This window comes from Arthrobacter sp. P4_F11 (assembly GCF_056401395.1).
The window spans coordinates 152,140-171,432 of the sequence record NZ_JBFUJK010000001.1; the positions used below are offsets into that span (position 1 = coordinate 152,140).

Below are 19,293 nucleotides of genomic sequence, written 5' to 3' on the forward strand. Positions count from 1 at the left end.
CCGGTCATGCTGCCCCGCAGCCGCTCAGCCCAGTCCGTCGAACCGGACGAGCCTGCGGGCGCTGGCCTCGTCCAGGATCAGGTCGGTGGCCAGTCCTGCCGCCAGCGCGCCCCTGAGCCCGTTGATTTTGGAAGCACCGGACACCACGCAGATGCGGCGCCGGACCTGGCGGAGCTGGGCCAGGTCCGGGCCGGTGGACCGCGCGTTGAGCGTGATGCCGTCCGAGGACCCGTCGGCGCGGAAGAACACCGTGGCAACATCGCCCACCACATCGGAGTTCGCCAGGACGTTCAAGTCGTCTTCATCGAGGTAGCCTCCCGCGTAGACGTGGCTGGGGTAGTCGGCATCGACCGATCCGACACCAAAGATCGCGATGCTCATCCGGGCCTGCAGCTCCAGGATCCGCTGAACACTCCGCTCATTCCACATGGCCCTTTTGGTCGCGGCGTGGTCGAAGAAGGCCGGCACGGGAAACTGTTCCACCCGTGCTCCGTAGGCGCTGCCGAACCGCCGCATGATGTCCGAAGCATACGTGATGCCGGTGGTCTGCATATTCCCGGCGCCGTTGAGCTGGACGATCACGCTGTCGTGGGTGATCTTGCGCGTCAGGTGCCGGCTCACCGCGCTCAGGGTGGAGCCCCATGCGACGCCGATGATGGCGTTGGAGTCCACCAGCGGCCCGATCGTTCGGGCGGCCTGCATGGCCACACGGTCCAGTGTTTCCGCCTCATTGAGGGTGTCCACCACCGGAACGACATGGACATCCACCTTGTATTCGGCGCGGATCATGCCCTCGAGTTCGGGCCCGGTGTCCAGCGGGCTGCGGATCTGGATCTGCACCAGACCCGAATCGCGCGCCGCGGACAACAGCCGGGAAACCGTGGACCGGGACGTCCGGAGCTCGCGGGCGATGGCGTCCATGGTCAGGTCCTGCAGGTAATACAGCTGGGCCGCGCGGAGGGCGTCGGACTGGCGTGAATGCATCATGACATTTCCCATCTGCACGTTTGTGCATAGTGCTTGACTCCATTTTCCATTAGTCCAAAGAATAGTGTTGAACGGCGCCGCGCCACGGGCGTGCCGCACAGAATCAAACCCAAGGGAGCAATTTTGGGACAGAAGGACTCAGTCGGCACACCGGCGAACGATCGCGCCTCGGTGCAGAAGCTGCGGACGCGGCGGCACGCGCAGGTTCTGATCATCGGAGGCGGAATCAACGGGGTCGGAACGTTCCGTGACCTGGCGCTGCAGGGCGTGGATGTGGCGCTCGTTGAGCGCGGCGATTACTGCCAGGGTGCCAGCGGCGCCTCTTCCCACATGATCCACGGCGGCATCCGGTACCTCGAAAACGGCGAGTTCCGCCTTGTCCAGGAGTCGGTGACCGAACGCAACCGGCTTCTGCGGATCGCGCCGCACTACGTCAAGCCGCTGCAGACCACGATCCCGATCTTCAGCACCTTCTCCGGGGTCCTGGCCGCCCCCATGCGCTTCCTGACCCACAAGCAGGGCAAGCACACCGAACGCGGAGCGTTCCTGATCAAGCTCGGGCTGAGCATGTACGACTTCTTCTCCCGCGACGGCGGTTCGGTGCCGCGCCACCAGTTCCGCGGACGCAAGCGCGCGCTGGCCGAGCTGCCCCGGCTGCACCCCGGGATCAAGTACGCGGCCACTTACTTCGACGCCTCCGTCCACAACCCCGAGCGACTCACCCTCGACGTGCTCCAGGACGGCGAGAAAGCCGGCGGCGCGGACAGCCACGCCCGCGCCAGCAATTACGTCTCCCTGGTCTCGCTGGGCGGCTCCGGAACCTCCGGCACCCCAGGAACCCCCGGCACTCCAGGAACTACTGTCCAGCTGCGCGATGAACTGACCGGTGAGGTTTTCGACTTCACTGCCGACGTCGTCGTGAACACCACCGGCGCCTGGGTCGACCTGACCAACGAGGCCATGGGGGCGGCGTCGTCGTTTATGGGCGGAACCAAGGGTTCGCACATCGTGCTGGACCATCCGGAGCTGCTCGCGGCGTGCAACGGCCGCGAAATCTTCTTCGAGCACACCGACGGCCGGATCGTGCTGATCTACCCGATGGGGGACCGCGTCCTGGTCGGCACCACCGACGTCGACGCCGACATGGCCCAGGACGCCGTGTGCACCGAGGCAGAAATCGACTACTTCTTTGACCTGATCGGCCACGTGTTCCCGGACATCCCGGTGGGCCGGGACCAGATTGTCTACTCGTTCTCCGGTGTTCGCCCGCTTCCGAAGCACGACGCGACCCAGCCCGGCTTCGTCAGCAGGGACTACCGGATCGAACGCCGTGCGGCGGCGGGCGGCGCCGTTCTCAGCCTCGTCGGCGGAAAGTGGACCACGTTCCGGGCCCTCGCCGAGCACCTGAGCAACGACGTCCTGGCCGAACTCGGTATGGAACGGAAGGTTTCGACGGCGAAGCTCGCCATCGGCGGCGGCGCCGGCTTCCCGGACAGCGAGGACGGCGTCCAGCGCTGGATCAAGGCCCACATGTCGGCCGGCCGCGACGCCGCCCGCGTCACCGGGCTGCTGACCCGCTACGGGACCCGCGCCGAAGAAGTCATCCGCTACCTGGACGGGGCCGCGGCCGGCGAGCCGGACAGGCTGCTGCATTCCACCCGCGAGCTGAGCACCCGGGAACTGGAGTTCATGGCCGCCCATGAGCAGATCGGGCACCTCGTGGACGTCCTCATCCGCCGCACGTCCCTGGCCTTTCGCGGCCTGGTGACCGGGGAACTGCTGAATGAAGTTGCGGACATCCTTTCCGGCCCGCTCGGCTGGGATGCGGCACGCCGGGCCACAGAAATCAGCCACGCACAGGAGGTGCTTCAGCGGTTCCACGGTGTCCGGGTCCACAGCCTGGTCGCCTGATTCGGCTTGCGTGCCCGGGCAGGGAAGCCCGGGTGCAAGCACTGCGCGGTCCGCCCCGGCGGCCGGCGCAGTGGCTGGCCGGCAGCACGAACATGCTGCCGGCCCAACGGCTTCCAAACTCGCGGAGGCCGACAACAGAAAATAGAGGAGTCAAAGATGTCTCTTGGAATTGTTTTCCTATCCGAATTATTCGGTACCGCCATGCTGACCCTGCTGGGTTGCGGCGTGGTGGCCAACGTTGCGCTTAAAGGCACCAAGGGCAACAACGGCGGGTTCCTGATGGTGACCTGGGGATGGGGCATTGCCGTCTTCTCCGGTGTCTATGTTGCTTCCATCTCTGGAGCGCACCTGAACCCGGCCGTGACTTTTGGCTTTTTGCTCAACGGCAAGAAGTTGTACGCTCCCGGTGTCCCGGTCGACTTCGCCTCGACCCTGACGTACTTCGGCGGCGAACTGACCGGTGCCTTCCTCGGCGCCGTCGTCATGTGGCTGGCCCACAAGCAGCACTTCGATACCGAAACCGAGCCCGCCAGCAAGCTGGCCGTCTTCTCCACCGGCCCCGCAATCCGCTCCAACCAGTGGAACCTGATCACCGAAATCATCGGCACCTTTGTCCTCGTGTTCGTCATCCTGACCTTCGGCGGGACGCCTTCCGGACTCGGCCCACTGGCGGTCGCCCTGCTGGTTGTCGGCATCGGTGTTTCTCTCGGCGGCCCCACCGGCTACGCCATCAACCCCGCCCGCGACCTCGGCCCGCGCATCGCGCACGCCCTGCTCCCCATCAAGGGCAAGGGCTCCAGCGACTGGAGCTACTCCTGGATCCCGGTCGTCGGACCCCTCATCGGCGGCGGACTCGGCGGTCTCGTGGCAGCAGTCGTGCCGTTCATCATCCCCGTCATCCCTCACTAACAGTCACTAACTGCCAGTTCAACTGCCACGCTAAACAGACAAGGACGTCAATATGAACCAGTACGTAGTTGCCATCGACCAAGGCACCACGAGCACCCGTGCCATCGTGTTCGACCACAGCGGCAGCATCGTGTCCTCCGGCCAGATGGAGCATGAGCAGATCTTCCCTCAGCCCGGCTGGGTGGAGCACAACCCCGCTGAAATCTGGAACAACACCCGCGAGGTGATCGGCTCGGCCCTGTCCAAGGCGAACCTGACCCGGCACGACATCGCCGCCGTCGGCATCACCAACCAGCGCGAAACAGCGGTCGTGTGGGACAAGACCACCGGCGAGGCGATCTACAACGCCATCGTGTGGCAGGACACCCGCACCCAGCCGATCGTGGACGAACTCGCGAAGGACGGCGGCGTAGAACGCTTCAAGCAGAAGGTGGGCCTGCCGCTGGCGACCTACTTTTCGGGCACCAAGATCAAGTGGATCCTGGACAACGTCGAGGGCGCCCGGGCCAAGGCGGAGGCTGGCGACCTCGTCTTCGGCAACACCGACTGCTGGGTGCTCTGGAACCTGACCGGCGGGACCGACGGCGGAGTGCACGTCACCGACGTGACCAACGCCTCACGGACCATGTTCATGGACCTTGAGACGCTGTCGTGGGACCAGGAGATTCTGGATGCGTTCGGCGTCCCGGCCTCCATGATGCCGGCCATCAAATCCTCCTCCGAGGTCTACGGCACAGTCCACACCTCGCAGCTGCTGCGCGAGGTTCCTGTGGCCGGCATCCTGGGCGACCAGCAGGCGGCCACGTTCGGGCAGGCGGCGTTCGATGCCGGGGAAGCCAAGAACACCTACGGCACGGGCTGTTTCCTGATCTTCAACACGGCCGAGGAGATTATCCACTCTAAGAACGGGCTGCTGACCACTGTCGGCTACAAGCTCGGCGACGCGGCGCCGCACTACGCGCTGGAGGGCTCCATTGCCGTCACCGGTTCCTTGATCCAGTGGTTGCGGGACAACCTCGGCATGATCAGCAGCGCCCCGGAGGTCGAGACCCTCGCGGCTTCGGTGGAGGACAACGGCGGCGTGTACATTGTGCCGGCGTTCTCCGGCCTCTTCGCGCCGTACTGGCGCTCGGACGCCCGTGGCGCCATTGTGGGCCTGACCCGCTTTGTTACTAAGGCCCATATCGCCCGCGCGGCGCTGGAGGCCACCGCCTTCCAGACCCGTGAGGTGCTGGACGCCGTCAACGCCGACTCCGGCGTACCGCTGACGGAGCTGAAGGTCGACGGCGGCATGGTCGCCAACGACGCCCTGATGCAGTTCCAGGCGGACATCCTCGGCGTGCCGGTCATCCGTCCGAAGGTGGTCGAGACGACGGCGCTGGGCGCAGCCTACGCGGCCGGCCTGGCGGTCGGATTCTGGAAGGACCTGGGCGAGTGCTCGGCCAACTGGGCCGAGGACAAGCGGTGGGAGCCGCAAATGGACCAGGTCGAGCGGGAACGCCAGATGCGTCTCTGGAAGAAGGCCGTCAGCAAGTCCATGGACTGGGTTGACGACGACGTGAAGTAGGCGCGCACAAGGAGCCCCGGCCGGGAACAACCCGGCCGGGGCTCCTTTGTGTATTGCCCTGGGGCGGCAGGGCCTTTAGTGGTAGTGGTGGCCATCGTAGCCACGTGCCACCTCAGCGCGCGGCGTCTTCGCGTAGACGTCCTTGCTGACCGTGTAGCCCCGGCGGTCGATCTGCAGTGCCTGCTCGTTGACGCTCTTCAGCCCGGAGCGGCTGAGCTTCTTGATCTTGACGAGATTCAGGAACTCCTGGTCCTCTCCGCCCACGGCCGTGACCTTGATCAGACCCGTGTGCCTGGAATAGAACTTTCGCTGGTGGCCGGCGCTTGGCGGGTCCAGCGGGTTGAACTCATCGATGACCAGCACATCGCTGTAGCAACCCGTGGCGACGCAGACGCGTTGGTCCTTCGCGAACACATCACCGCAGTCCAGGAAGTCCACGCTGGGTGCGTAGGCCTGGGGGTAGGCGGGGGTCTTCAGGCGCGGGTGGCTCTGCATGGCGATGCCCGCCCGGGCCTTGTCGATGCCGCTGATGAACGTACTTGGCGCGCCCACAAGCTTCCCGTTCTCGTACTCCTCCGGATATTCGCCGAAGAGCCACACGTCTCCCTTCCGTGTCTCGGCGAAGAAGGCAAGTTCCGATTCCGCGAGCTCACCGTCGGAGTAGTCCCGGTCCCAAATCGCGATGGTCTTCACCCCGTCGATCACCTTGGTCAGCCCCGTGACCGTGCTGACAACCTTGCGGGTGATTGTCCCGTCCGGGGAGACTACTTTGCCGGTGGTGGTGTACTGCATTCCGGGTTCGAGGGGAAACCACTTGTTCTCAATCTCCGGCCTGGACGGGAAGGCGTTGCGGTCTAATTTGATCGCCGAGCCGGGGCCGCACAGTTCCTGGGAACGGGCGGCCGCCGGCACGGTGGCTGCCGTCGCCGCGGCCGCCGTCGCCGCCGTCAGCGAAGCCACCACCAGCAAGACCGCGGATCCGTAAGCGGTAAATCTCTTAGATAGTGGAGTCATCTGACTGGCCTCTCATTGTTGGTAGTTGTTGCTATACGGCTGATACAGGTTCCGGCTCGCGGGGCTGACGGTCATGACGTGCCGGACCCTTCTTGGCGAACCGCAGGTAGAGCGATGGAACGATGAACAGGTTGACCAGTGTCGATGTCACCAGTCCGCCCAGGATCACCACGGCCATGGGGTGCTCGATCTCATGGCCGGGCCGGTTGCCCATCACCACCAGCGGGACCAGGGCGAGGGCGGTGGCGAGCGTGGTCATCAGGATTGGTGACAAGCGTTCGGCTGCGCCCCGCAGGACCAGGTCCCGGCCGAACGGCACGCCTTCGAACTGCTCCAGGTGCTGGCAGTGGTTGATGAGCAGGATGCCGTTGCGGGCGGCGATGCCCATCACTGTCAGGAACCCGACCAGCGACCCGAGGGACAGGATTCCGCCGCTCATGTGCGCGGCGATCACCCCGCCCACCAGTGCCACCGGCAGCGTCAGGATGCCCAGAACGGCAAGCCGCCAGCTCCGGAATGCCGCCTGGAGCAGGAGGAACACCACAACCAGGGCGCCCATCGCGAAGAGGAGAAGCCGTTGCGAAGCGGCCTGCCGCTCCGCGTATTCGCCCAGGATCTCGGCGCTGTATCCGGTGGGGAACTCCACGGACTTGAGATCGGATTCGAGCTTTTCGACGACTTTGGCCAGATCGCCTTCCTTGACGTTGGCGCTGACATCGAGGCGGCGGGACCCTTCCGAACGCTCAATGACGTTGGGAGTGGGCTTTACCGTGATCTTGGCGACATCGGCCACCCGGATCTTCTGCCCGCTGGGAGTGTCCAGCGGGAGGTTCTCGATGCTTGTGACGCTGGTCCGGATCGCCGGAGGACTCCAGACCTGGACGTCATAGGCCTTGCCGTCCCGGTAGACGTCGCCGACCTCTTCGCCGGATACCAGGGTGGCTGCGGCACGGCGGACGTCACCGGGCTTCAGGCCGTAGCGGTTGGCGGCGTCCAGGTTCACCTCGACGTCCACCTGCGGAACGTTGACCTGGAGTGCGACTTTGGCTCCGATGGCACCCTCGATGCCGGCCAAGGCAGTCTTGACCTTGTCCGCCTGCTTCTTCAGCGTGTCCAGGTCGTCGCCGTACACGCGGACCACGATCGAGTAGCCCGTTCCGGTGAGCACCTCGCGGACACGTTCCTTGAGGTAGGTCTGGACGTCCCGGTGGATGCCGGGATACCCGTCCACGACCTGCTGGATGGAGGCCAGGGTCTTGTCGTAGTCGACCGAGGGGTCAACGCTGATCCAGTTCTCGCCAAAGTTGACTCCCACCACCTCATCGGCGGCGAAGGCCTGACCGATGTGGGACCCGCAGTTGTTGACGCCTGGAATGGTCATCAGCTCCTGGCAGGCCAGTTGGCTGACGCGCACTTCCTCGGCGTTGGAGGTGCCGGGTTGCGTGACCCAGTGCATGAGGAAGTCACGTTCCTTGAACGAGGGCAACAGTGACTGGCCCAGGAGCGGGGCCGCTATTATTCCGACGACGCCGAGTGCCGCCACCGCGAGGTAGCCCGGGAGCGGGCGTTTCACAATGGGACGCAGGGCAGCGCCGTACCAGCGTTTGAGAACCCGGACCACCGGCGGATCGCGGTCTTCCAGCTTGGCATTGCGCAGGAAGATGTACGCCATGGCCGGCGTGACCGTGAGGGCCACCAGCATGGACGCCATCACCGCCAGGGTGTAGGCGGTCGCCAGGGGCCTGAAGAAGGCGCCCGTCAGGCCGTCCAGGAAGAAGATCGGCACCGTGGCGGCAACGATAATCAGGGTGGCGTAGACGATGGGGCCGCGGACTTCCAGGGAGGCGTTGACGACCACGCGGGCGGTGCTTTCGGTCCCGCCGCTGGCGCGGTGGTGCCGGAGCCGCCTGACGATGTTCTCGACGTCGATGATGGCATCGTCCACCACGACCCCGACGGCAATCACCAGCCCCGCAAGCACCATCGTATTAATCGTGCCTCCGGTCCAATACAGCACCAGGGCCGCTGCCATCAGCGACAACGGGATCGCCGTCACGCTCACCAGGGCTGTCCGCCATTGGAACAGGAAGACGCTCAGCACCAGGACCACCAGGAAGCAGCCCAGCAGCAGTGCGAGGCTCAGGTTGCCGAGCGACTCCTCGATGAACGAGGCGGGCCGGAACAGGGTGGTGTCGACTGCGATTCCGGTCAGGCCGGGCTGCAGTTCCTTGAGCGCTTCCTCGACCCCGCGGGTGACTTCGAGGGTGTTGCCCCACGGCAGCTTTTCGACGATCAGCATCAGTCCGGGGCCGCCATTGATGACCGCGTCACCGATCAGTTGCTGGTGGTCCTCCACGACGGTTGCCACGTCGGCGAGCTTCAGGGGAGGCAGCCCTTCGCGTTCCTCCAGGGGCACCTGGGCAAGGTCCGCCGGAGACGTGATGGGTTGTACGTGCCTGATGGACATGCTCTGGCTGGGTGTTTCCAGCGCCCCTCCGGTGCCGATCAAGGCACCGGGGGAGTACTTGAGCAGGCCGGCGTCCAGGGCGTCTGACGTGGAGTTCATGACGTTGTCCAGCGTCACGTTGTTGGCTGCCAGCTTGGTCGGATCAACCTGGACCTGGAGCATCTGAAGGCGTTCGCCCCAGATAGCGACGTTCGCCACGCCCGGCACCCGCAGCAGGTGTGCCCGGATGTTCCAGTAGGAAACCATGGACATTTCGATCAGGGAGCGGGTCTCGGAGGAGAGCCCGATCTTCATGACACGGCTGGTGGAGGACAGCGGCTGGAGCATCACCGGCGGCGCGGCCCAGGTCGGCAGGGTCGGTATGACCGTTGCCATCCGCTCTGACACCAGCTGCCGGGCGGTGAGCAGATCGGTCCCGGGCTTGAACTCCATCACGATGGCGGACAGCTGCGACACAGACTTCGACCGCATCTGGTCCAGGCCGTCTATGCCGTTGAAGGCCTGCTCCATCGGAACCGTTACGAGTTCCTCGACTTCGGAGGCAGTGAGACCCAGACATGCCGTCTGGACCTCAACACGGGGCGGTGCAAACTCCGGGAAAACATCCACCGAAGCGCTGCTGAGTTGCGCGCCGCCCACGATCATGAGGGCGGCCGCCATCGCAATGATGATCGACCGGAACCTCAGGCTTGCAGCGACAATCCGGCGCATGTCAGTGCGCCGTATCGAATTCAGCGCCGAAGAGTTCAGCCGCGCCGACGGTCACGATTGCGGTGCCGACCGCGGGCCCGGCCGAGGCCGTGACCACTCCGTCCTCCACCTTGGCTACCGTGACCGGCTGCCGCTGGTAGACCCGCGGGGCCGGGTTGGTGTACACCCAGGTTTTTCCGCTGGCGTCGTAGAGCAGGGCTGAGTAGGGCACGACGACGTCCTTACCCTTTCCGGCCTTGACGGTGTCGGTCTTCAGGTCGAGGCGTTCGATTCCCTTCTCCGTCAACGTCAGTTTCGCGATGCCCGTTGCGGCATTCTTTTCCACCTTGGCGGGTTCGTTGGCCGAAACGGCGGCGGGGGCCGCCGCCGTCGTCTGGGCACATGCGGGCAACGCGAACAGAAGTGCTGCGCATACAGCGGCCGCCAGGGGCAGGCGCCGCGAGGGCTGTTGGCTGGTCATTTTGCTTCCACCTTTTCCTGCGTAACGGGCTGGACGGGAACTTCGGCCTCGTACACTTCGGCCCACTCTTCCGGGGCGGACCTGGGCCCGAACCAGAGTGCGAGCAGGGGGAGTACGAAGATCCCGATGAGAGTTGTCGTGATGAGTCCGCCGACGATGATCAGGGCCATCGGGCCCAGGAAGGACCCGCCGACGGCGCCGCCGAAGAGTCCCGGCGGGATCAGGATCGCCACCGTGATCAGGGCTGCCTTCAGGATGGGCGAGACCCGGTCCCGGGCCGCCATCATGATGACCTTGTCAGGGGATTCGTGCGGGGCGGCCCGCCACAGTTCATCCGTCCGGGCGGAGAGCAGCGCCGCGTTGCGGGCGGCAACGGCCAGCACCGCGGCAAAGGCCGTGAGCGCGAGCACAGTGATGGCGCCTCCCGCGATCCACGCGGCCACGGCGGCCCCGGCCAGCGCGGCCGGCAGGGACAGGAAGATGGCAAGCGCCAGCTTCCAGCTCCGCACCACTGTCTGGAGAAGGAGCAGGATTCCCAGGAGGGCAGCCGCGCCGATCCACAGAACCATGGCGTCCCCGGCGAGCTGTTCACTGTACTTCGTGGGGATTTCGGCGTGGTATTCCAGCGGGAACTGGATCTGCTCGATCGCCGCGTTGATGTCGCGCTGGATATCCGCGAGCGGACGTCCGCTGACCTCGGCCACCACGTCGATCCGGCGTGAGGTGTCATCGTGCAGAATCACGACTTCATTGGGAACGAGCCGGATGTCGGCGATTTGGCCCAGCTGGACCTGGCCGCCGCTTGGCGTGTCCAGCAGGAGCTCACGGATGCTGGTCAGGTCATCCCGGACGTCCACCGCGCCGCGCACCACCACTTCGAAGACCTTTTGCTGTTCGAAGAGGTTGCCGACGACGATGCCTTGCATCAGGGCGGCAGCAGCGCGGCGTGCGTCGCCGGGTTTGATGCCGACCTTCTGCGCCGCCTCGAGGTTGACCTCGACTTCGACGATGGGCGTCATGGCGCTGGCGTTGATCGTCGGGTTCTTCACGCCGTCGACCTTTTCTATGGCCTTGCGGACCTCTTCAGCCTTCTCGCGCAGGACCGGCAAGTCTGTTCCGTAGACGCGGACGGCGAATCCGGAATCCATGCTGCTGCGCTCCTGGCCGATCTGCTGCTGGGAGTAATTCACCACGTTGTGGGCGATGCCGGGGTAGCCCTGGACGACGTCACGTACCGCCTGCTCCGTTTCGCTGAAGTCGGCATCCGGGGTGATGGACACCCAGAGTTCCGCGGAACTGTTCCCGACAACCTGGTCGGAGGAAATGGCGCGGCCGATGTGGCCTCCAACTCCCGAGACACCCGGCAGGGTCCGCAGTTCGTCGGACGCCTTGGACGCCACCCGACGCACCTCGTCGTTGGACGTGCCTGCCATCGAGTCCCACTGCACCAGGAGTGTCCGGTCCGGAATCGTCGGCACGACCGCCCGGTTCCCGACCAGCTGCGATGCCGCGGCGAGTCCCAGCAGTCCAACGACGGCGACAGCGACAATGCCGAGGGTGCGGCGGGAACGTGCCCCCTCGAGTGCCCTGTCGTAGGTGGACCTGGCCCGGACAACACCGGGCGAGTCCGCCCGCCGGGCTTTCTCACCGGGAAGCAGGAGATACGCCAGGACCGGGGTCACGGACAAACCCACCAGCATTGACACGGCAAGCGCCAACGCCAGGGACCAGAAGAGGGGCTGGAAGAACGCACCGCCGACTCCCGTGACGAACAGCGTCGGTACGAGCGCGAGGGCCATGATGAGGGACCCGTGGAATAGCGGTGTGCGGACGCTGCGGACAAGCTGGACCATGCGGAACCTGATGGTGGCATCTGTCTCGGTCTCGGTGGTCCGCAGCGGCCGGCGCCGCTGCGCCTGCACATCCTCCACGATGTCTCCGACAATCACAGACACGCCCAGCAAGATGCCGGCGAGGATCGAGATGTTCAATGTGGAGTCGAGCAAGTAGAGCACCACTCCCGCCGCCATGACGGTGGTGCTGATCGCCACGAGGGCGATCACGGCCACCCGCCAGGAGCGGAACAGGGCCCAGAAGAGCAGCACGGCGATCAGGAGGCTCACGAGCAGCGCCAGGCCGAGTCCGTCCACGGCATCCTGCAGGAACGAGGCGGGCCGGAAGACGGACGTATCCATCTGGATCCCGGAAAGCCCGGGCTGCATGTCGTTCAGCGCAGCCTCGAGGTCCTTGGTGACCTGCAGCGTGCTGGCTCCGGGGAACTTCTCCACGACCAGCAGGAGGCCCGCATCCTGGCCGACGACGGCATCGCCGATCAGCGGCTGGTGGTCCTCCTTCACCTGGGCAATGTCACCCAGGAGCATGGGAGAACCGGCGTCTTCGACACTGACTTTGGCCAGGTCCTCCGGCGTTCGGATGGGCAGCACGTGCTGGATGCCCAGGCGTTGGCTCGGCGACTCCACGAACCCGCCCGTGCCGGGGGTGGACGCCTCAAGGAAGCTCAGCGGCGACACCCAGACTGCGTTGCCGGTGGTCTTGATGACCTGTTCGAGCGTGATGCCCTTGTCACGCAGCTGCGTGGGGGTCACCTCTACCTGGAGCTGCTGCTCGCGCTGTCCCCAAATGGAAACGTTGGCGACTCCGGGAATGCCGATCAGCCGCGGCTTGATCTTCCACCGGGCCAGAACCGACATTTCGATCCCGGATAGCTCTTTGGAGCTCATCCGGACCATAAGGACGCGGCTGGTTGACGACAACGGCTGCATGATCAGCGGCGGCGCTGAGACGTTCGGCAGCGCGTGGGCCTGGGTCATGCGTTCGGCCACGAGCTGGCGCGCGCGCAGGAGGTCGGTGCCCGGCTCGAACACGAGCTCGATCGAGGACAGGCCGGGAACTGATTTGGACCGGATTTCATCGAGCCACGCCACTCCGTTAAGGAGGTCGGCTTCCATCGGAGCAGTGATGAGCTGTTCAACTTCGGCAGCTGAGAGGCCCAGGGCCTCGGTCTGGATCTCGACGTGGGCCGGGGCGAACTCGGGCATGCTGTCGATGGCGACGTGGGGGATGTTCACTACCCCGAAGGCAATGAGTCCGGCCGCCATGGCGAGAACCAGGATGCGGAACTGCATACTGAAACGGGTGATCCAGCCGAACATGGCTAGCCCCGTTCCAGGGAGCCGGCGTCGCGGGTGCGGCCGGCGGTGGATTTCGGCAAGTGCACGGAATAATTGCGCAAGTGATACATGACAGGCTCCTCAACCCGAGACCATTTGCGAATCCCCCCAAGAGATCCCATTTCCTGCTGATCTTTATCGAATAGTGTTCCCATTTGAATCGTTTGGCAAGATCAAAATTTTAGGTTTGCTTCCCGGCTTTTCACGGGTTTCTCCCAGCCTGGAGGCTCACAATGCGCTCTCCGAACAAACTTCGTGGAAGGGCACCGAGGCCCGCGGCTGGCCACCCGGGTGCTTGCTGTCTTTCTACCCTGTCTTCCGTGCCGAGCTACCCAAATTTCTGTCGTAGTTACGTGCCTGATACTTCGGTCAATTGACAGTAAGTACCGCTATTCCATAGGTATGTCGTTTGTAACAATTGCGGACATAACAGCCCGCGCAGGGCGCCGGAGCGCGAGGCGACTGCGACTACCGGGCCGCAACCGGCCCGTCGGTTCAGCGCGAACCAGCCCGAGGGGCTAAAGTGGTCCTATGCGCGCCGTGCTCCTGCTTAGCTAGCCGCCCGGCATCCCGGCGAGACCTCGATTCCGAAGAGTCCCCGGATTGCCGAGCGGCGGCCCCTCCATGTCGAGGGGCTTTTGTGTGTCCGGGGTACATTCCGGTCCGAAACGCACGAAGTAACAGCAGGGGTACCACGTACGGACAGTATGGAGTCAGGGCCGGGCAGCCGGCGGTGACAGTGCAGACTTGATGGTGAACAGGCCTGGCGGCAGGCAGGCCTGAAGGTAGACAGGCCTGGGTGACAGGCCGCACAGAACAGAAGAGGCCAGCAGTGAGCGTTCAGCCGGAAACACAGACCGGATCGCCATCAGCCGCGGCGGAGGGGCCTGAGGAAGGTACCTACAGCTTCGCGGCAATGGAAGCCAAGTGGCCGCAGGTCTGGGAAGACCTGAAGGTCTTTACGCCGCTCGACGACGGCTCAAAGGAACGCCGCTACGTGCTGGACATGTTCCCGTATCCGTCCGGTGACCTTCACATGGGCCACGCCGAGGCGTTCGCGATGGGCGACGTTGTGGCGCGCTACCTGCGCCAGCAGGGCTACGACGTGCTGCACCCGATCGGCTGGGACTCCTTCGGCCTGCCCGCGGAAAACGCGGCGATCAAACGCAACGCGCACCCCAGTGAGTGGACGTACGCCAACATCGACACCCAGGCGGCGTCATTCAAGCGCTACGCAATCTCCGCGGACTGGTCCCGCCGGCTGCACACCTCGGACCCGGAGTACTACCGCTGGACCCAGTGGCTGTTCACGCGGTTCTACGAGCGGGGACTGGCCTACCGGAAGAATTCGCCGGTCAACTGGTGCCCCAAGGACCAGACCGTGCTGGCCAACGAACAGGTGGTCAACGGCGCCTGCGAGCGGTGTGGCACTCCCGTGACCAAGAAGTCCCTGAACCAGTGGTACTTCAAGATCACCGACTACGCCGACCGCCTGCTCGATGACATGGACGAACTGCGCGGGCACTGGCCCGAACGCGTCCTCGCGATGCAGAAAAACTGGATCGGCCGTTCCGAGGGCGCCCACGTCAACTTCGTGATCGAGGCCGACGGCGGCAAAGCCGCCAAGGACGTCACCGTCTTCACGACGCGCCCGGACACGCTCTACGGCGCCACGTTCTTCGTCGTGGCCGCCGACGCGCCGCTCGCCGTCGAACTGGTCACCGACGAGCACGCGGCCGCCCTGGACGCCTACCGGGAACAGGTCAAGGCGCTTTCCGAAATCGAGCGCCAGTCCACCGAGCGCGAAAAGACCGGCGTCTTCACCGGACGCTACGCGACCAACCCGCTCAACGGCGAAAAGCTGCCCGTCTGGGCCGCCGATTATGTCCTGGCCGACTATGGCACGGGCGCCATCATGGCCGTCCCGGCCCACGACCAGCGCGACCTCGACTTCGCCAAGACCTTTGACCTGCCCGTCCGGGCAGTCCTGGACACGGGCGAGGAAGACCCCGCTGCCACGGGCATCGCCACCACCGGCGAGGGAACCCTGATCAATTCCGGCGGCCTCGACGGGCTGCCGAAGGCCGAGGCCATCCCGGCGGCCATCGAAATCCTGCGCGAGTTGGGCACCGGGGAGAAGTTCGTGAACTTCCGGTTGCGTGACTGGCTGCTCAGCCGGCAGCGGTTCTGGGGCACACCGATCCCCATCATCCACTGCCCGGCCTGCGGGGAGGTCCCGGTCCCGGACGATCAGCTGCCCGTGACCCTGCCGGCGGACCTGCGCGGCGAGGACCTGTCCCCGAAGGGCACGTCACCGCTCGCCGCGGTCGAAAGCTGGGTCAATGTCGAGTGCCCCAACTGCCAGGGCCCGGCCAAGCGGGACACGGACACGATGGACACCTTCGTGGATTCCTCCTGGTATTTCCTGCGCTTCGTCTCCCCGCAGTACACCGGCGGTCCGTTCGATCCGGAGAAGATCAACGACTGGATGCCGGTCGGCCAGTACGTGGGCGGCGTGGAGCACGCCATCCTGCACCTGCTCTATGCGCGGTTCTTCACCAAGGTCATCCACGACCTGGGCATGATTGAGGCGGACGAGCCGTTCAGCGCGCTGCTGAACCAGGGGCAGGTGCTCAACGGCGGCAAGGCCATGAGCAAGTCCCTGGGCAACGGTGTCGACCTCGGCGAGCAGTTGGACAAGTTCGGCGTGGACGCTGTCCGCCTGACCATGATCTTCGCCTCCCCGCCGGAGGACGACGTCGACTGGGCGGACGTATCGCCGTCGGGCTCCGCGAAGTTCCTGGCCCGGGCCTGGCGCCTCGGCCAGGACGTCACAAGCGCACCCGGCGTCGATGCCGCCACCGGTGACCGTGCGCTGCGCACCGTCACCCACCGCACGATCGCCGATGCGCAGGCCCTGCTGGACAACAACAAGTTCAACGTGGTTGTGGCAAAGCTGATGGAACTGGTCAACGCGACCCGCAAGACCATAGATGCAGCCAGCGGTGCCGGCGGTGCGGACCCAGCAGTCCGCGAGGCCGTGGAAGCCGTAGCCGTCATCCTGAGCCTGTTTGCGCCGTATACCGCCGAGGATCTGTGGAACGTCCTGGGGCACCCGGCATCGGTCGCCAACGCCGGCTGGCCCACGCACGACGATGCACTGCTTGTGGAGGACACGGTCACTGCCGTCGTCCAGGTGCAGGGCAAGGTGCGGGATCGGCTGGAGGTTTCCCCGGACATCTCCGAGGAGGACCTGCGCGAACTGGCGCTGGCATCGGAAAATGTCCAGCGCGCCCTCGACGGCCGTGCCCTGCGCACGGTGATCGTACGGGCGCCTAAACTGGTCAACATCGTCCCGGCCTAGCCGGACGTACCAGCCTGACACTGGCCGCCGGCTGATCCCGGCGGCCAGTGCAGACAACCAGTGCAGACAATGGGACGGGCGCAAGTGCCCCCGCCGGAGAAGAAAGTCCACGCGTCCCCACAGCAGGAGGTCCTTCGTGCCACACCGCGAGCCGTCAGGCTGGCCATGGCTGCGCGAGCGGCTTGTTCGCCTGCGGCAGGGTTCCCGGGACAGCATGCCGGAAGCGCCTCCCGCCGCCGTCGTGCAGGTTGCGGTGGTCACGGACTCTGCCGCCGCGCTGCCCGCGGACTGGGTCCGGGCTTTCACTGCTGATGGCCGGCTCACCGTGGTCCCAATGCCCGTGATGGTCGGCGCCGAAATCTACGGCGAGGGTGAGGACGACATTGCGGAGACCATCGCCGTGGCCCTGGCCAGCGGCAAACCCGTCAAGACCTCGCGTCCGTCACCGGGGCAGTTTGAACACGCCTACCGGGAGGCCAGCGAGCGTGGCTTCCAGTCCGTGGTCTCCATTCACATCTCCGCGGGGCTGTCCGGGACAGCCGACGCCGCCCGCCTGGCAGCCCAACGGGTCGGCATACCCGTAGAGGTCCTCGACTCCCGGACGGTCGGAATGGCCCAGGGGATGGGCGTGCAGGGCGCGGTGGTCGCGGCCGCCGACGGCAGGAGCGCGGCCGGCGTCTTGGCCTTCGCGCAGGACCGGCTGGACCGCACCAAAGTGTACTTCTATGTCCCGACCCTGGAGCAGTTGCGCCGGGGCGGCCGGATCGGGGCGGCGGCCTCGCTCTGGGGGACCATGTTCTCCATCAAACCCATCCTGGCGGTGGAAGACGGCCGGATCATCCCGCTGGAAAAAGTCCGGTCAGCGGCGAAGGCCATCGCACGCCTGGAAGAAATCGTGGCCGCGGATGCCTCCGGCCGCCCTGCCGGGCAGGCGCGGCTGGCTGTGCACCACTTTGGCAACCAGGCCGAAGCTGAAGACCTTGCCCGGCGCCTGGCCGTGGCATTGCCGGCATGTCCGCCGGCCCAGATCAGCGCTCTCCCGGCAGTCCTGGCGGCCCACGCCGGGCTCGGTGTGCTCGCCGTGATCGTGGGGGAGGGCAGCACCCCTGCTGCAGCGAAACCCGATGCCTTCGCCGGGGACATCGCCAACCCGGACAGCGGGGAAACGCCCCCTGGCAGGGCGGAGGCCGAAGCGACGGAAGCCGGCGACTAACGCGGCGGGTCCATGTGCTCTATCTGCGCCGGCGCTGGACTCTGGCCGTGAACGGGCGGCGGCGGTAAAGTCACTCCACCGAACCCAGAGAACCAGCGAATCCGGAGGCCGCCATGGCAATGCAGGTGCACCACGTAGCCCAGCTCGATCGCGACGTTGCCGAAGAGGTGACCAAGTGGCTGAAATACCTCAAAGGCCAAGTGACCAGCGTTCAATTCCTCACCACCACGGTCCCGGATCCCAAGGCCGCGGACAAATGGCGGGTTCAGTACGAGGCATACATCACCTACCAGAAGTGAACCCCAGGCTGCAGCTGCGTTTTAGGGGGTAGGCACGGGCGTTGTCCGTCCGGGCGTTGGCGATGCTGTAAGCGCGGGAGTGTCTGTTTCCGTTGGCGCTGTCTCTGGCGTTGTCGCTGGCACGGTGGTTGGTGGGCTGGTCGTTGGCGGGACGGACGGCACGGACGTCGGCGGGATGGTTGGTGGGGCGGCCGGCTCGGACGTTGGCGCGGCGGGCGTTGCCGGGACCGTCGGTGGGGCGGCCGGCTCGGACGTTGGCGCGGCGGGCGTTGCCGGGACCGTCGGTGGGGCGGCCGGCCCGGACGTTGGCGCGGCGGGCGTTTCCGGGACCGTCGGTGGCGCGGCCGGCCCGGACGTTGGCGCGGCGGGCGTTTCCGGGACCGTCGGTGGCGCGGCCGGCGCGGACGTTGCCGGGACCGTCGGCACGGTGACTGGCGCGGACGTTGGCACGGTGGTCGGTATGACGGTTGGCGTCGTGGGCGCGGGTGGCGACGCTGACGTTGGTGGGGTGGTTGGCGTTAGGGAGGCCGGCGGGGCCGTTGGAGGCGGAGTCGTTGGCGGCGGCGTTGGCCCGGGGTCTGGCTGATTCGGCCCGATAGTGTAGCTGGGCTGCTGGCCTGAGCCGTTGACCCACAGGGCGGCCTGCACCCTGCGGGCACTTCCGGGCTCCAGCCACCAAAGCACCTGCACGTTGCAGTGGTAGACAATCGTGACATTGGCGACGGCGCCCTGCGGCGGAACTGCGTGGATCGAGGTGGCGGCCGTTTGGGTGGTCCAGATGAAATTCTGGTCGGCAGTCATTCCCGCCGTGCCGTCGACCGAAACATGCGCTATGCCGTACAGACCGTACTGGGGGCAGAAACTGCTTTCCAGAGAAAACTTGACCACCTGGGTTGAGGTGGCTTGCGTTGTGTCTGCCACGACCGGCGGGGCTGGCAGCATGGTGCCGCCAAGCGCCAGCACCGCCGCGGGCCCAAACAACCACTTCATTGCACACCAGCTTTCGACGCCTGATATTTACATCCAGGCGATCAGGGTTGCCCCCAGCCGGCAAAGTCTTCTCGATTGGATGCAGACGTTACCACCGGGTCCGGGCGGGCACCAGCGTAGGGAATACTTGCCTGATGCCGCGGATCTACGCGTATTACTCAGGTATTTCCACATACGCCCGGTCTCCGGTATCAGCGGGGGTGAGGGCTG

At 65.7% G+C, this 19,293-nt stretch carries 12 protein-coding genes; 6 read left to right on the plus strand and 6 right to left on the minus strand.

What is annotated here, in order from left to right:
- Positions 1 to 24: 24 nt before the first annotated feature.
- A complete protein-coding gene (locus AC1DRO_RS00710; RefSeq protein ID WP_476949423.1) occupies positions 25 to 987 on the minus strand; it encodes a sugar-binding transcriptional regulator in 963 nt (320 codons plus the stop codon).
- A gap of 123 nt (positions 988 to 1,110) precedes the next feature.
- Between AC1DRO_RS00710 and AC1DRO_RS00715 the strand changes: the two genes are divergently transcribed.
- From AC1DRO_RS00715 to glpK, 3 genes are all read left to right on the plus strand, one after another.
- Positions 1,111 to 2,898 (plus strand): glycerol-3-phosphate dehydrogenase/oxidase, encoded by a 1,788-nt coding sequence (locus AC1DRO_RS00715; RefSeq protein ID WP_476949424.1) that lies wholly within the window; start codon positions 1,111 to 1,113, stop codon positions 2,896 to 2,898.
- 156 nt (positions 2,899 to 3,054) lie between these two features.
- On the plus strand, positions 3,055 to 3,807 hold the full coding sequence (locus AC1DRO_RS00720; RefSeq protein WP_476949425.1) for an MIP/aquaporin family protein: 753 nt from the start codon (positions 3,055 to 3,057) through the stop codon (positions 3,805 to 3,807).
- Positions 3,808 to 3,859: 52 nt separating this feature from the next.
- On the plus strand, positions 3,860 to 5,374 hold the full coding sequence (gene glpK / locus AC1DRO_RS00725; protein WP_476949426.1) for a glycerol kinase GlpK: 1,515 nt from the start codon (positions 3,860 to 3,862) through the stop codon (positions 5,372 to 5,374).
- Between the two features lie 75 nt (positions 5,375 to 5,449).
- Here glpK and AC1DRO_RS00730 read toward each other — a convergent pair whose 3' ends face one another.
- Genes AC1DRO_RS00730 through AC1DRO_RS00745 form a run of 4 tightly spaced genes read right to left on the minus strand, consistent with a single transcriptional unit; the run spans position 5,450 to position 13,172 of the window.
- On the minus strand, positions 5,450 to 6,388 hold the full coding sequence (locus tag AC1DRO_RS00730) for a hypothetical protein (RefSeq protein WP_476949427.1): 939 nt from the start codon (positions 6,386 to 6,388) through the stop codon (positions 5,450 to 5,452).
- 31 nt (positions 6,389 to 6,419) lie between these two features.
- Positions 6,420 to 9,566: an efflux RND transporter permease subunit gene (locus AC1DRO_RS00735; RefSeq protein WP_476949428.1), complete on the minus strand. Its 3,147-nt coding sequence runs from the start codon at positions 9,564 to 9,566 to the stop codon at positions 6,420 to 6,422.
- Between the two features lies 1 nt (position 9,567).
- Positions 9,568 to 10,026: a hypothetical protein gene (locus AC1DRO_RS00740; protein ID WP_028276449.1), complete on the minus strand. Its 459-nt coding sequence runs from the start codon at positions 10,024 to 10,026 to the stop codon at positions 9,568 to 9,570.
- Positions 10,023 to 13,172, minus strand: coding sequence for an efflux RND transporter permease subunit (locus AC1DRO_RS00745; RefSeq protein WP_476949429.1), 3,150 nt, complete (start codon positions 13,170 to 13,172; stop codon positions 10,023 to 10,025). Before AC1DRO_RS00745 ends, AC1DRO_RS00740 begins: the two co-directional genes overlap by 4 nt.
- Positions 13,173 to 14,049: 877 nt before the next feature.
- Between AC1DRO_RS00745 and leuS the strand changes: the two genes are divergently transcribed.
- The 3 genes from leuS to AC1DRO_RS00760 all read left to right on the plus strand — a co-directional run bounded on the left by leuS (position 14,050) and on the right by AC1DRO_RS00760 (position 18,093).
- On the plus strand, positions 14,050 to 16,581 hold the full coding sequence (gene leuS, locus AC1DRO_RS00750) for a leucine--tRNA ligase (RefSeq protein ID WP_476949430.1): 2,532 nt from the start codon (positions 14,050 to 14,052) through the stop codon (positions 16,579 to 16,581).
- Between the two features lie 136 nt (positions 16,582 to 16,717).
- The gene (locus AC1DRO_RS00755; RefSeq protein WP_476949431.1) at positions 16,718 to 17,794 is read left to right on the plus strand and encodes a DegV family protein; all 1,077 of its coding nucleotides are present in this window, start codon (positions 16,718 to 16,720) and stop codon (positions 17,792 to 17,794) included.
- Positions 17,795 to 17,907: 113 nt separating this feature from the next.
- Positions 17,908 to 18,093, plus strand: a complete 186-nt coding sequence (locus AC1DRO_RS00760; RefSeq protein ID WP_243177393.1) for a hypothetical protein — start codon at positions 17,908 to 17,910, stop codon at positions 18,091 to 18,093.
- Here AC1DRO_RS00760 and AC1DRO_RS00765 read toward each other — a convergent pair.
- A complete protein-coding gene (locus tag AC1DRO_RS00765; protein ID WP_476949432.1) occupies positions 18,077 to 18,727 on the minus strand; it encodes a hypothetical protein in 651 nt (216 codons plus the stop codon). The genes AC1DRO_RS00760 and AC1DRO_RS00765 overlap by 17 nt on opposite strands.
- Positions 18,728 to 19,293: the final 566 nt, after the last annotated feature.

What these genes read in the sequence shown, in the direction of transcription:
- AC1DRO_RS00710 (WP_476949423.1), bottom strand. Translation starts at nt 987, where the DNA reads ATGATGCATTCACGCCAGTCCGACGCCCTCCGCGCGGCCCAGCTGTAT.
- AC1DRO_RS00720 (WP_476949425.1), top strand. Translation starts at nt 3,055, where the DNA reads ATGTCTCTTGGAATTGTTTTCCTATCCGAATTATTCGGTACCGCCATG.
- glpK (WP_476949426.1), top strand. Translation starts at nt 3,860, where the DNA reads ATGAACCAGTACGTAGTTGCCATCGACCAAGGCACCACGAGCACCCGT.
- AC1DRO_RS00730 (WP_476949427.1), bottom strand. Translation starts at nt 6,388, where the DNA reads ATGACTCCACTATCTAAGAGATTTACCGCTTACGGATCCGCGGTCTTG.
- AC1DRO_RS00735 (WP_476949428.1), bottom strand. Translation starts at nt 9,566, where the DNA reads ATGCGCCGGATTGTCGCTGCAAGCCTGAGGTTCCGGTCGATCATCATT.
- AC1DRO_RS00740 (WP_028276449.1), bottom strand. Translation starts at nt 10,026, where the DNA reads ATGACCAGCCAACAGCCCTCGCGGCGCCTGCCCCTGGCGGCCGCTGTA.
- AC1DRO_RS00745 (WP_476949429.1), bottom strand. Translation starts at nt 13,172, where the DNA reads ATGCAGTTCCGCATCCTGGTTCTCGCCATGGCGGCCGGACTCATTGCC.
- AC1DRO_RS00760 (WP_243177393.1), top strand. Translation starts at nt 17,908, where the DNA reads ATGGCAATGCAGGTGCACCACGTAGCCCAGCTCGATCGCGACGTTGCC.